Origin of the sequence: Anabaena sp. FACHB-595, from assembly GCF_048568275.1 — a bacterium.
Classification (GTDB): domain Bacteria; phylum Cyanobacteriota; class Cyanobacteriia; order Cyanobacteriales; family Nostocaceae; genus Trichormus.
The window spans coordinates 64,008-78,603 of sequence record NZ_CP183476.1 but is presented as its reverse complement, the minus strand read 5'-3'; the positions used below and the strand labels follow the sequence as shown (position 1 = coordinate 78,603).

General features: G+C 41.3%; 9 protein-coding genes and 1 pseudogene. 5 read left to right on the top strand and 5 right to left on the bottom strand.

Annotated elements, in window-relative coordinates; all coding sequences use genetic code 11:
• Positions 1-7 precede the first annotated feature (7 nt).
• Entirely contained in the window at positions 8-583 is a 576-nt protein-coding gene (locus ACN222_RS30075; RefSeq protein ID WP_010994126.1) for a zinc ribbon domain-containing protein, read from the top strand.
• A 255-nt stretch (positions 584-838) separates the two neighbouring features.
• Positions 839-2,038 carry a family 10 glycosylhydrolase gene (locus tag ACN222_RS30070; protein WP_010994125.1) on the top strand — a complete coding sequence of 400 codons (1,200 nt, stop codon included), beginning with the start codon at positions 839-841 and terminating at the stop codon, positions 2,036-2,038.
• A gap of 375 nt (positions 2,039-2,413) precedes the next feature.
• Here the strand turns inward: ACN222_RS30070 and ACN222_RS30065 are convergent, their stop codons facing one another.
• Entirely contained in the window at positions 2,414-3,253 is an 840-nt protein-coding gene (locus ACN222_RS30065; protein WP_010994124.1) for a GNAT family N-acetyltransferase, read from the bottom strand.
• A gap of 267 nt (positions 3,254-3,520) precedes the next feature.
• Between ACN222_RS30065 and ACN222_RS30060 the strand changes: the two are divergent.
• The 3 genes and pseudogenes from ACN222_RS30060 (at position 3,521) to ACN222_RS30050 (ending at position 10,365) form a co-directional block, all read left to right on the top strand.
• Positions 3,521-4,654, top strand: a pseudogene (locus tag ACN222_RS30060) (ISAs1 family transposase).
• Between the two features lie 848 nt (positions 4,655-5,502).
• Entirely contained in the window at positions 5,503-5,919 is a 417-nt protein-coding gene (locus ACN222_RS30055) for a hypothetical protein (protein WP_044520337.1), read from the top strand.
• 63 nt (positions 5,920-5,982) lie between these two features.
• Positions 5,983-10,365, top strand: a complete 4,383-nt coding sequence (locus tag ACN222_RS30050; protein ID WP_419756921.1) for an NB-ARC domain-containing protein — start codon at positions 5,983-5,985, stop codon at positions 10,363-10,365.
• 324 nt (positions 10,366-10,689) lie between these two features.
• Here the strand turns inward: ACN222_RS30050 and ACN222_RS30045 are convergent, their stop codons facing one another.
• The 4 genes from ACN222_RS30045 to ACN222_RS30030 form a co-directional block, all read right to left on the bottom strand.
• Entirely contained in the window at positions 10,690-11,532 is an 843-nt protein-coding gene (locus ACN222_RS30045) for a hypothetical protein (RefSeq protein ID WP_010994119.1), read from the bottom strand.
• A gap of 251 nt (positions 11,533-11,783) precedes the next feature.
• On the bottom strand, positions 11,784-11,924 hold the full coding sequence (locus tag ACN222_RS30040) for a hypothetical protein (protein ID WP_158303705.1): 141 nt from the start codon (positions 11,922-11,924) through the stop codon (positions 11,784-11,786).
• A gap of 29 nt (positions 11,925-11,953) precedes the next feature.
• Complete coding sequence (locus tag ACN222_RS30035; RefSeq protein ID WP_149028796.1) at positions 11,954-13,900, bottom strand: hypothetical protein; 1,947 nt, start codon at positions 13,898-13,900, stop codon at positions 11,954-11,956.
• On the bottom strand, positions 13,855-14,421 hold the full coding sequence (locus ACN222_RS30030; protein ID WP_044520334.1) for a hypothetical protein: 567 nt from the start codon (positions 14,419-14,421) through the stop codon (positions 13,855-13,857). The genes ACN222_RS30035 and ACN222_RS30030 overlap by 46 nt, the downstream gene beginning before the upstream one ends.
• Positions 14,422-14,596 lie beyond the last annotated feature (175 nt).

Below are 14,596 nucleotides of genomic sequence, written 5' to 3'. Positions count from 1 at the left end.
CTTTTTTGTGGAGTTCTCATATAGAAAAGTAGCTAATCAGCGTCAGAACTGGGTTCATCAAGTTACTACACGAATAATTAGCGGTAATAGCACGGTGGTAACTGAACAACTAGAAGTCAAAAATATGAGTGCCAAAGCTAAAAAGGGTAAACGCAAGAAGCAAAAATCTGGTCTGAACAAATCAATTCTTGATGTTGGTATGGGGATGATAAAACAATCCCTCAAGGCTAAGTTGGATGATTTTAGTGGTGTGTTTTCTGAAGCACCAACTAAGAAGATAAAACCATCACAAACTTGCCCTAAATGTGGGCATCAGGAAAAGAAAACTTTAGACCAGAGAGTGCATATTTGCTCTAATTGTAACTACACTCAGCAGCGTGACATCGCTTCTGGCGAGGTTATGTTGCTTTGGCACTCAGGAAGACTACCGGGATTTGGAACGAGTCTCGAAGGCGTAGATGATTCTAGCTCTACTTCACGTACCCGCAAAACTGCGGGAAGCATGAAGCAACTGGGTCAAAGGAAACGTCAAAAATCTCAGGCTACGCTAGGGGATGTAGAAACCCCTGGCTCAACGAAGTAGCCAGGGGTAGTTCATCTTAATATTTGCTTTCGTCTCAGTAATAATTGCGCGTTGTGACTCAGGTGGTATCTGGTTACCGTTATACCTCAAACATCAGAAAAACCTGATGATGATACATTTACTCTCGATTTTGATTTGTGAAGATTCACTCTGAAAATATTTTATGAGAGATGTATTCTGAATTCTTCTTCGGTAAATCTACAATGGTAGTAATCTGTATATATAGCGAGATTAACTGATAATATTGAAATTAATATGCCGCACCAAAAAAAAGACCGTAGTGGATGTGGGTGCCTAAATATTCCATTATCCGTAATACTAGCTGTCGCGGGAGGTGGTTACTGGTGGTTCAGTCAAGCAGAAAATTTAGATATGTTCAGCAGATTTTTATCCAAGGATGAACGAATAAATATCCCAATTTTCAATCCTACTCCAACGTCCCCCTCAATTTCCATACCCACTGCTTCTGCAACTCCAAAGAATTCTTTACCTACATCTGTAAATGTAGCTTCTAAAAATAACAAAGCTTCAAGCACAATAACACAAGAGAGAAAAACAGTATTACCTCCAAATCCTTGGGAGAAAAAACTAATTAGAGGGATTTATTTAAGTCGTTATCAAGCTACAAATAATGCCGATGAGCAAACGATTCGTCAGAGAGTTCGCTACTATCGTTCTCAAGGTATCAATACCATTATTCATGGTGTTTGGGGTAATGGTTGTACGATGTACAAAAGTGATGTGATGCAGCAAACTTTAGGATATAGCAGTTGTCCTAACCAATTTCAAGAAAAATGGTTAAATTGGTTGATTGATGAAGCACATAAACAAGGAATGCAAGTTCATGCTTATTTTGAGAAGGGAATTAAAATAGATAAAAATAGTCCGATTTTTGATTTAGCTGTTGCTAAAAATTGGATGGTGCCAGGAATAGATAAAACTTATGCCGGGATTGACCATTATGTACTTGATGTAGAGAAACCAGAAGTTGCTACTTTCTTCAAAAATATTTCAGTTGAGTTCGTTAAGAAATATCCTAATGTTGATGCAGTTCAATGGGATGATTATCTAGGATATTATGCTGAATTACCGGGAAAAACTGACAGAACTAAGCATTTAACTAAGTTTGTACAACAAATGACAAGCTCGATGAAAGAAGCGAATTCTTTGGTAAGTTTTGATATTTGTCATCATAACCCTTATTGGGCTAAAAAATATTTTGCGGCTGATTGGGAACAGTGGGGTGTAGACCGAGTATTCATTCAAGCATATAATGATAAGAATTTTACTGAAGAACTAAATTACGCCCAAAAATATGCTGGAATTGCAATTACAGATAAGCAGCTTAGTCGTTTAAAAGAATTAGTGAATAATCCCAATATTCAGAGTATTTTAGTTTTCCCATTTTCCGGTAATCCAGAAAAGACAGCTTCTAATTTAAAACAAGCTATTTGAAATGTGAAGCACAGCTATATCTGCTATGGGAATCATATTTGATTTCTGAAACAAGCTACGAGAGAATACGTAACAGCCAACATCTTTACGTTCGTGCGAAAGTTTAGCTAAATAAATTAGTTAAAAGTTATACCCATTTGTTAGTAAAAATATATCTAGGTTAAATAGCTTTAAAAGTATATTAAAAAGGCATTTATTTTACCTAGACAATATCTATATATTACTGAGAATCAATATTTTACTGCCTCAATTAATACATCAGGGCGAACGCATCTAAAGTACTCTCAATGGCAAACAAGATTAAGAGCTGATGAAAAAATTAATATTTCTGGTTTGATTTATTTCCCAAGCCTGGAAGCGATTGCTTTATTATGCTTACTGCTTGGAGGTGAATGAGTATTCGTGCCAATCGCTTAAGGGGCGATACCCAATCGCTTGATAAATATGATTGGCTGTGGAATTAGCTAAATCTGCTATGAGGAAACAATGGCGGCATCCCTGATCTAGCAGTTTTTGGCTTAATGCAGCGACACAGGTAGTGGCATATCCTTTACGACGATACTCTGGTGGTGTATAAGCTAAATTGATCCGACCAATTGTAGGTAACACTTGTTTACTAGACGCAACTGAAACTGGAGTGCTATCAACCCAAAAATAAGTATTCTGCTGTTTCAACCGATTATCTACCTGGTGTTCGACATCTTCGCTCACCGCCTCATCGATCTCAGATAAAAATGCAGAAAGCCACTTAGTCAAAATAGAGCGATCGCCTTCAGTTGCCAGTCTAAGATATCCTCTGGACGTTGAGACTGTTTGCACTGCCGTTAATTGGTAAATTTTCATTACCACCGACCGTTGATAGAATTGTCCTGTCAGGGCTTGCCAAGTCTGCGAGAATATTTCTGCTTCAGTTGCCAGTCCCATACTTCCTGGCAGTTGCTCTTGACGCAAATCTTGAGCAATCAACCGCAAGGCATCCATATTCTGGGCTTTGGATAGGATCAATTTTTGGGGTGGGGTGCGGATGGCAACAGCCAGAATCTCACCACTTGTTTGGACAATTGCTAAATAAGGCTTGCCTAGATAACGTTCTGGGTTATGCAACAAGGTATGCGAGATACTGAGCAAAACATTGTTTTCTACCTGATGCTGGAGCAAGTAAGCCTGAGTGGAGTGCCAGAACTCCTGAATGTTGTCGAATCGATGTAGTTGCATAATTTGCCTGACTCACGAACCAAGAAAAGAGTTGTGTTATCTACAGTAAACCAAAAAGTTTTTTTGGATAGTGATGCCTGTGGCGGGCTGCGCCTACGCAGAAGGACGCTTTTTCCTGACTGTCCAGAAGTAAGCAAATAATAATAATCGTTTTGAGGGGGGGGTGAGGTTTGTGGCAACCGTAGGCTGCCAGGGCAATGTGGGTTCATTTTTGTAGTAAATTCAAGAGTGCGAGAAAAAAAGAAGAACTACCGTACCACTCTCTTCATGAAGCTCAAGCCCAAAATCACGATTACTGACCACTTTGCACAGATGGAAGATCCAAGAGTAGATCGGACAAAACGGCACAAATTAATTGACATTCTCACCATTGCTTTATGTGCAGTGATATGTGGAGCGGACAGTTGGGTGGCAATTGAATTGTATGGCTGCACAAAATATGAGTGGTTGAAAACGTTTTTGGAGCTACCAAATGGAATACCATCACACGATACATTTGCACGAGTCTTTGCACAATTGGATTCACAGCAATTTCAGTCATGTTTCTTAAACTGGATAAAGTCAATAAAGATCAGGACGGATGGTGAGGTAGTAGCAATTGACGGCAAAACTTTATGTGGCTCCCATGATAGAAGCAGTAACCAAAGTGCAATACAAATGGTAAGTGCGTGGGCAACTACAAATAAGTTAGTGTTAGGGCAGGTAAAGGTGGATGAGAAATCAAATGAAATTACAGCAATTCCCGAATTAATAAAAGTATTAGAACTATCTGGTTGTATTGTGACAATTGATGCCATCGGTTGCCAGAAGGAGATTGTGAAGTTAATTAGCCAACAAAACGCAGATTATGTAATTACCCTCAAAAAGAATCAAGGTAATCTGTATGATGAAGTAGAGCAACTATTTAAAGCAGAGATAGGCAAAGGTTTTCAAGATTTTCAACATAGCACATACAAAACAGAAGAACATGGGCATGGTCGTCATGAAATCCGCAACTACGCGATGTTAACAGGAATCTAATCCCGACTTGACCCTGATTCAGCTTGGTCAAAGTTTAATAGTATTGGGATGGTAGAATCCGTCCGGCAAGTAGATGCTAAAACAACAGTGGAGATTCGTTATTTTATTAGTAGTCTTGAAGATAATGCCAAACAATTTGCTAATTCTGTTCGCAGTCACTGGGGAATAGAAAATTCATTGCATTGGATATTAGATGTAGCTTTAAAAGAAGATGACTGCCGGATTAGGAAAGATAATGCTCCACAAAATTTTGCAGTAATGCGGCAGATAGCAGTAAATCTTTTAGGTAAAGAGAAGCGTGTGAAACGGGGAATCAAAAATAAACAGTTTCTGGCAGCAATGGACAATAAATATTTAGAAAGAGTTCTAGCTTTAGCGTAAACTAGCCTATCAATAATTTAGTTATGATTGTTGCTTATTTTTAGGGATAAGCTTACTTACTCATGGCTAAATAGTTAACTAATTTACCCTTAGACAACAGTTATTTCATTAGAGATAAGCTAATTTACGTATTAGCAAAAGAATCGATTTGTTCTGTTTATCTTTGTGTCAAGTTTTGCACTTACATAAATAATTTTGAAATCCTGATTAGTTTTTGTTAGGAAATAAGGTGCGTTTCCCCTGATTAATACATAAAGCTTAGTGAACCAAACCTCTAAAAGACAAAATGCTAATTCTGCCGCGCTCACTAAAACAGAGGTGCAAGGGCTATCGTCCTTTAGCCCAAGGGAAAGATGGTTGCAGTCTTAACTTACTTAAACGATAAGTTAACATTACCTAGATGCAATGTGAAGCAAGGCAAACCGTGCAGATTGATACGTTATGTAAAGTATTAACCAAAATGCAGATACTAATGATAAAGAACAGCTAATATAAGATGTGGGCTAGAAGTATAGGTAAACGCCCAGCCATATCCCCTGAATTTCCCGTAAAGACTTTAGCTACATTCTATAAGTCAGCAACGGACAGAAGATGTCCGAAAATCGGTGTTGTCAAGAATCCTCGGTTTTAATCGTAGTTTTCATCGTATAAAAGATAAGGGTATCTTATTTTTTATTTAAGGATTTTGTAATACAAATGTAGTATAAATAATGCAAAGCTAAGAGGATGTAAAACTACGATCATTGCGTGGCCTCATTACACGAAATAGCCCATTAGCGGAATGCGGAATTAAGAGCAGAAGATATGTGGTAATAAATTAATAGAATCCTGTGCTGATGAGGTTGTACATGGAACCACTTACTGCTGGTGTAATCGTTACTCTTGCTTTTACTAAAGCTTTTGAGACGACAATAGAGAAATTCACTGAAGCAGCCCTTGTGAAGATGGATGAGTTACGTCAGAAAATTTGGAATAAGTTACGAGGTAATCCAAGAGCAGAAAAAGCACTAACTGCGGTTGAACAAGGAAATAAGTCAGAGTTAGAGCGTCTAGCAGTCTATTTACAAGATGTGATGGATGACGAGCCACAATTTGCTTCCCAGGTACAAGCACTGGCGCAAGAGATTAATGTGGGAAAACTGTTAGACAACAGCAACATGACCCAAAATAACTATGACAACAGTACGGGCTACCAAACTAAAGTAGAGACTGAAAAAGGTACAACAAACATCGGTGGTCATCACACTCATAACTACCATACTTGACTACAGCCGCCCGTTGGAGAACGGGTAAAGTTAGAAAAACCTTTCCAAGCACCACCTTTACCAATTAATTTTGTAGAACGTCCCTTACACCATGAAGCAGTAAAAGCAGTTTTACTGGGGCAAGAAACAAATAGTCAAGGAACTTTAGTTGTTAGTGCCATTTATGGATTAGGTGGAATTGGTAAATCAACATTAGCTGCGGCTATAGCCCATGATAATGAGGTTCAAGCTTATTTTAAAGATGGGGTTTTGTGGGCTACTTTAGGTCAAAAACCTGATTTGTTGCCATTATTAAGTAGTTGGATTCTGGCTTTAGGAGACAATAACTATAAACCCATTCAATCAGATGATGCAAAAAGACACTTGCAGACCTTACTTTATGATAAGAAAGTTTTGCTGGTGGTAGATGACGCTTGGAATCCGGAACACGTTGAATATTTTCAAGTAGGTGGTGCTGGTTGTCGGGTACTTGTAACTACACGAGAGGCTGTGATACTAGCGGCAAGCCGCTATGATCTGGACGTGATGACAAAGAGCGAATCGCTAAAGCTTCTAGAAAGTCAACCACATCTGAAGCAATTTACCCAAGCAGAAAAACAGCAGGCGGAACTTTTAGCAGAAACGGTTGGTTATTTACCCTTAGCGTTAGAATTGGCAGCAGCGCAGCGAGCAGATGGAATAGCCTGGGAAGAATTGCTAAAAGATTTAAAGGCAGAAATAGCTCATTTAGATACACTTGACTTGTTTGTAGATTGTAGTAGTGAAGAAAAGCGCAAAAAGTATTCTCTGGTAGCTTCTTTTAATCTCAGCTTGAATTCTTTAACTCCAGAATTATTACAACAATTTGCTTGGTTTGGAGTTTTACCAGAAGATGTGGTTATTACCCATGCAATGGCGGCAACGCTTTGGGGTGTTAATCCTAGACAAGCTTTGACAATATTACGTCAATTACGGTCTAAAGCATTACTGCAAACGGGAACAATACAGTTTGACAAAAAACCAACTTACAGGCTACATGACTTAATGCACGATGTAGCTATTGGATTACTTATAGGAGAGAAAGTTCCTAATCAACCAGGAAAACTACCAGGACTGGGATTCAGTTTGACTGTTGCTCATTCGGCGTTATTAGACCGTTATCAAGAAAAAACTCAATCAGGGCAATGGCATACATTACCTGCTGATGATTATATTCATGCTCATTTAACTTGGCATTTCCAGCAAGCGAACCAATTAAATCAGATACATCAACTTTTACAAGAGGAAACTTCAGCAGGCGGTAATGGTTGGTATGAAGCGTGCGCGAGCTTGGGGCAAACTGCCAATTTTGTAACTGATATTGCTCGTGCTTGGCAATCGGCAGAAGGCTCCTGGACTCTTACATCCCTACCTGAAGTCATTGGGATGCAATGTCGCTATGCTTTGATTATTGCATCCCTTAATAGTCTGGCAGCTAATTTACCAGCCCAACTGTTGATTGCGTTAGTTCAAAAAAATGTCTGGACTCCCCAGCAAGGACTCGCTTACGTGCTACAAAGCTCGAACCCAGAAAATAAAGCCTACTTGCTTACACAGCTAGTCAATCATTTGCCACCAAACCTAAAAGAATTAGGGCTAAGGAAAGCATTGGCTGCTGCTAGGGAGATTCAGGATGAGTCAAATCGCGCCAACGCCCTAAGTAGTTTGGCTCCTCTACTGCTACCTGAGTTTTTAAGTGAGGCACTTGCTGCTGCTAGGGAGATTCAAGCTGAGTTAGAGCGTGCCTATGCCCTAAGTAGTTTAACTCCTTTACTGCCACCTGAATTATTAAGTAAGGCACTGGCTACTGCTAGGGAGATTCAGGATGAGTCAAATCGCGTCAGATCTCTAAGTAGTTTGTCTCCTCTACTGCCAGAGTTGTTGCCAGAGGCACTGGCTGCTGCTAGGGAAATTCAGGATGAGTATAAGCGTGCCAAAGCCCTAAGTAGTTTGGCTCCTCTAATGCCAGAGTTGTTGCCAGAGGCACTGGCTGCTGTTAGGGAGATTCAGGATGAGGAGGGTCGTGCCTATGCTTTAAGTAGTTTGGCTCCTCTAATACCAGAGTTGTTGCCAGAGGCACTGGTTGCTGCTAAGGAGTTTCAGGATGAGTATTATCGCGCCAAAGCCCTAAGTAGTTTGGCTCCTCTACTGCCAGAGTTGTTGCCAGAGGCACTGGCTGCTACTAGGGAGATTCAGGATGAGGAGGGTCGCGCCTATGCTTTAAGTAATTTGGCTCCTCTACTACCACCTGAATTGTTAAGTGAGGCACTGGCTGCTGCTAGGGAGTTTCAGGATGAGTCAAATCGTGCCAACGCTCTAAGTAGTTTAGCTCCTCTACTGCCTGCTGAATTGTTAAGTGAGGCACTGGTTGCTGCTAGGGAGTTTCAGTCTGAGTATTATCGCGCCAAAGCCCTAAGCCGTCTGGCTCCTCTACTACCACCTGAATTGTTAAGTGAGGCACTGGCTGCTGCTAGGGAGTTTCAGGATGAGTCAAATCGTGCCAACGCTCTAAGTAGTTTAGCTCTTCTACTGCCAGAGTTGTTGCCAGAAGCACTTGCTGCTGCTAGAGAGATTCAGTCTGAGTATGATCGCGCTTTAGCCCTAAGCCGTTTGGCTCCTCTACTGCCACCTGAATTGTTAAGTGAGGCACTGGCTGCTGCTAGGCAGATTAAGGATGAGTATTATCGCGCCAAAACCCTAAGTAGTTGGGCTGGTAAGTTGCCAGAGTTGTTACCAGAGGCACTGGCTGCTGCTAGAGAGATTCAGTATGAGTATGATCGCGCTTTAGCCCTAAGCCGTTTGGCTCTTCTACTGCCACCTGAATTGTTAAGTGAGGCACTGGCTGCTGCTAGGCAGATTCAGGATGAAGAGTATCGCGCTTTAGCCCTCAGTAGTTTGGCTCCTCTACTGCCACCTGAATTGTTAAGTGAGGTACTGGCTGCTGCTAGGGAGATTCAGAATGAGGAGTATCGCGCCAACACTCTAAGTAGTTTGCCTAATAAATTGCCACCTGAATTGTTAAGTGAGGTACTGGCTGCTGCTAGGGAGATTCAGAATGAGGAGTATCGCGCCAACACTCTAAGTAGTTTGCCTAATAAATTGCCACCTGAATTGTTAAGTAAGGTACTGGCTGCTGCTAGGGAGATTCAGAATGAGGAGTATCGCGCTTTAGCCCTCAGTAGTTTGGCTCTTCTACTGCCAAAGTTGTTGCCAGAGGCACTTGCTGCTGCTAAGGAGATTCAGTCTGAGTATGATCGCGCTTTAGCCCTAAGCCGTTTGGCTCCTCTACTGCTACCTGAATTGTTAAGTGAGGCACTTGCTGCTGCTAAGGAGATTCAGGATGAGTATTATCGCGCTTTAGCCCTAAGCCGTCTGGCTCCTCTACTGCCAAAGTTGTTACCAGAGGCACTTGCTGCTGCTAGGGAGATGCAGGATGAGTATTATCGTGCCTATGCCCTACGTAGTTTGGCTGATAAGTTGCCAGAGTTGTTAAGTGAGGCACTTGCTGCTGCTAAGGAGATTCAGGATGAGTATTATCGCGCCAAAGCCCTATGTAGTTTGGCTGATAAGTTGCCAGAGTTGTTAAGTGAGGCACTTGCTGCTGCTAAGGAGATTCAGGATGAGTATTATCGTGCCAAAGCCCTACGTAGTTTGGCTCCTCTACTGCTACCTGAATTGTTAAGTGAGGCACTTGCTGCTGCTAAGGAGATTCAGGATGAGTATTATCGCGCCAAAGCCCTAAGCCGTCTGGCTCCTCTACTACCACCTGAATTGTTAAGTGAGGCACTAGCTGCTGCTAGGGAGATTCAGGATGAGTATTATCGCGCCAAAACCCTAAGTAGTTTGGCTGATAACTTACCAGAGTTGTTAAGTGAGGCACTAGCTGCTGCTGAGGAGATTCAGGATGAGTATTATCGCGCCAAAGCCCTAAGCCGTCTGGCTCCTCTACTACCACCTGAATTGTTAAGTGAGGCACTTGCTGCTGCTAAGGAGATTCAGAATGAGGAGTATCGCACCAACGCCCTCAGTAGTTTGGCTCCTCTACTGCCACCTGAATTGTTAAGTGAGGTACTGGCTGCTGCTAGGGAGATTCAGAATGAGGAGTATCGCGCCAACACTCTAAGTAGTTTGGCTACTCTACTGCCACCTGAATTGTTAAGTGAGGCACTGGCTGCTGCTAGGGAGATTCAGTCTACGCATAAGCGCGCCTATGCCATAAGTAGTTTGGCTGATAAACTTTCACAAATACAAAAAACTCCACTTTTTGATCTCTGGCGAGATACTTTGAACATTTTATCTATTCACACTCGCCCAAATTTACTGAGTGATATAAATGCATTAACTCCTGTGATATTTACTTTAGGTGGTAAACAAGCAATGAAAGATACAGCTTCTGCTATTCAGGATGTGTCACGATGGTGGAGATAAAGAAGAACATCTTGAGTGAGAGAACGCAGTACATATAAGAGCCATAACGTGTAATCTCTAGGGTTGAGAAACTTTTTAATCCACCTCTAAAAGCTGAAAATACCAAATCAGCCGATTATTTTACCCTGATGAAGTGTCCATATTAGGCGGCTAAAAACGGACAGTTAACAACTCGGCGAGGAACTGGTAGCCGCTCCGCTTAAAGCAGATGGTGTCAGGGACGGGCAATAGATATCTCATGGATTAATTACTATAATTGCCACCCGCCCCTGACACTACGCTAACGCCACCTGCTTTACTCCCAGTTAAAGAACTTGTCGTAGCTCAACACTGGTAAGCTTGCTGCTGCCACCAGTCCAGCAGAGAAGCAATCAGCGCCTCCTTTCTCAAATCCTGCCCATTGATTTTTTGAGGCAGTCCCAACTCACTAGCCAGTCTTCGCGCAGCCCGTAGAGTTAAATTCTTGATACTGTCGATAGTTAAAGTATGATTGTTCAGCGCTTCCAGCTTTTGATAACCGTAACAGTGTATTTGCTCAAAAGTATAAACCTCTGAACATCCGTTATCACCATCTATTTTGGCTACAAGGTTGGCAGGAGCAACACTTTCTAAATCAAGACATAGCTGTACTGCAACCGGGGGCTTTGGTTTACCGTTGTTGATGTAATCAAAATACTGTTTATCTAATTGTTGTTGTTGTTGAAAAGCCCAACGTTGAGCATGATCCTTAAACCACTTGGTAATAACACCAAGAATAGGAGTTTTATTTTCTTCAACAGATTTAACTTCATTAGGCGCAAACAGTTCAGGCTGTATTATCGTACCTGAAGGTAACAGATTAAATGCCTCACTCCATAACCGTTCTACTTTCTGTGCAACATAACCAGCAGTTCTGGAAACTCTAATATAGGCAGTATGTAAATACTTAACTACAGTTTTGACAACTTCAACAGCTTTTTGGTTATCCAAATCTATACGCACCAAATGATTAATTGAGTTAGCAGCATTTTTCACAAGCTTGTGAACTAAGATTGCTTCATTTTGGATAAAAAAGTATTGTTTATCTTTCTCTAGAGAGACTATCTCTTGAAGCGCCGACTTTAAATTTTGAGCAAGGCTTTCAATTGCTGAGAAATTAACTTGACGGAATCTTGTAAAAACTGTCATAACTCATGCCTTTTTTGATGGGTTTAATTAAGCATTTGTAGGAATTAATGTAATAAAAGGAAGTCAGGAGTCAGAATTAAGAATAATCTATCTATTAAAAGATGGGAGTTTCAAGAAGTAAGTAAATTTTATTTGAGTTACAAGAAATGAGCTTTTAAAATTGTACTCATTACTTAGTAGTCTAAAATCAATACTGAGTTCTGACTCCTGACTTCTGAATTCTTATTTAGGGATTTTTAGCTAATACTAATTCAATCTAGATATCTGCCGTGAGTTTCGTGCCTGCCGTAACTTGCCGTAAATATGCCGTAGGCTAAAATGCTTTGCTGGTAAGCCATGCCGTGATTTGAGACTATGCCGTACAAAGAGGATAAATCACTTAAAGGTAGCATCTAGAACTTACGGCACTACGACAGATGCTTTACCAATCAGGTAATAAATAAGTATTATTTTCACCAGCTAAGAGCTTTTCAGCCTGAATTAATTCCTGTAAACCAGCAATTAATTCCTGTTCTGAGTAGCTGATAAGCCTGTCAGCTTTCTTTAAATCACGTAATGTCTTAGGTACTTTATTTTTCACATTATGGAAGTATTCTAAAACTTTATTGGCTGCTTCACTTAATTGTTGTTGATGTTTTAATTGTTGACCGTTCAATTCTAAATTAAACTCTAAGTCAAAAACTCTATCCTCATAAGGTATTTCATCAGCAATAGAATCGGACTGCTTTGATAGTTTAGGCATCAGTGCCACAACAAAACCACCCAAAGAAGCAATCAAGATGGGACGGAAATTTTTATAAGATATAGGTTTTATCTGAAGGTATCTAGACTTAATGTCTTCCCGTTCTTGCTTGCCTGGGATAATGTCACCCCTATTTAAAATTAACTCCAGCACTCCATAAGATTCTTGTTCCCTACCATTTTTGATATACCTGTTACCTAATAACAGTAAATTGAGGCAGAGACGAGTTTGAGAATCCATCTTTTCAATACCTAATGCAGCCAAATTAAAAGACTGAAGGGAAGCAAAAAACTTAGTGTTAAACTCTCTACCAATCAGTAAGACATCAAGTAACTTACTTCCATAATTCCAGTCCGAGAAAGCTTTACTAAGTTGGTCAGCGATAACTAACCAATCATCCAAAATCAGAATTAACGGTGGTAATGATTCCCGTTTATGTTCAGGTAACTGCTTACGTTGCTTGTAGCAGTCATAAAAGTGATCAATTGTGCGTTTAGTTGCTTCTGGTTGCTCCTGATCAAAGACAATTACCTTACCCTTGTCCCGTAAACCACAAAAGCTATCATTTTTGGCACTGATGACCCAAATATCAGCACTATTGTCACTATCCAGAATCCTCCGAATCAGGTAATCAAGGGCAACGGATTTTCCTGAGCCTGGGGCAGCAACTAAAGCAGTAGAACCATCAGAACGGGCTATACTTTGCAGAGTAGTTAGTGCAACGCTCTCCGATAGGTGAAGATAATCGCCTGTTGGTACATCTTGAGGTGCAAGCGTTGACTGTTGTACTTGCTCTTGCACAGTGCCGGGTGTGCCGTGTGGTAATTGTGCGGCTGGCTGTTGCTGTGGCTCAAATTTCTCAAAGCTTTGACCCCCATCTAACAAGTGACCAAACTCATAATAATCGTCAGCCGACATCGCCATAAGTAGGGCTGTCTGCTGTTGTGGGGTAATGCTGGCGATAAACTGCTGTCTGGCTTCCGCAATTTTGATACCACGCAAGTATTTCAGCAATTCGTTACCAGATAGTTCCAACAATTGCTCACCCAGTTTGACACTGTAAGAGGCTTTTACACCTTCAAATTGCTTGGTAGCTCGGTAATGCGGTCGAATATCACTAAAATAATCTTGTGCCTTACTAGTGGCCCACAAACCTATCCCTCCAAATGCGATCGCTGCAATACCCAAATGAATCTTAAATGGATTGTCGGCTGGCAGTGAGCGGAATATATACAAGCCTTCATGCTGGAGGAATGCCCAAGGGTTATAGTTTGGGTTGCTGGTGCGGTACTGGTTAGCCTTCAAATATGGTTCGGGAATTTGCGATCGCTGTTCGTAGCGACAATATTTTTTACCCAGCAATAGTTCTTCTGGATTACCCTCACCTGCGAGTATGGGCGCATCGTGGATTCTGGCTGATTTGGGGTAGAAACAGATGTCCTTCTTGGCTATACCGTCACCGATATGGGCAGCTATGCCACAAACTAAAGCACCTGCCACAGATAGTTTAATAACCAAACCTAAACGTGGTGGCAGACTGTAGGAGCGTTGATCTAATTGGCTCGGTTTAACATCTTTCATCATCGCTTCTTCCGTAAAAATAAAAACAGTGCCAGGGCTGCACATACCCAAAACCCCAACAAGAAGCCGAAATGATTTTGACTAGGTTGCTCAATACCTTCAAACTCTCTCACCTGCTGGGTAAATACTTGAAAACTGCCACGGGCTATAGAGTCCATCTGTTGGGCATCCCCGGTTAACTTGTAAGAACTAGCAGCCAGCATTGCAGTACGAGTGACACCAATAGCCAACTTTTGACGATTGGTAATTTTGGGAATCAGACTTTTTTCAAAACGCAAGTAGCAGAGAGTGGCAGCTACTGAAGCACCTACTGGTAAACCAGCTACTACTGCCGGGAACAGTCCTACACAGCCAGCCAGATACAGCGATTGGGTTGAAACCAGTTGAAAACCAGCTAAAACTGCACCTTGGGCAATGCCACGAAATATAGTTATAGAACTGTCAGTGGAGGCGATCGCCTGTTGTAAGAGTTGAGAGTCGTATTCATCCCCGGTTAAAGATGTAGGCGACTCATCAACAATCTCAGCATTGAAGTAAATAGGTGTTTTCTCATTTTTGGTCAGCATTGGCCAAACCCTGTAAAGATTGATTCCCAAGGATGAACCAAATATCGTTCGGTGAAGACATCTCTTCGCTCTCGGCAGCAGAGGAGCGGGGGGGCAGAGGAGCAGAGGAGAAGGAAGAGGTAGAGGGAAGGAATTGGGCAGAGGGGAAGAATTAGTATAAGATTTCTCCTCTGCT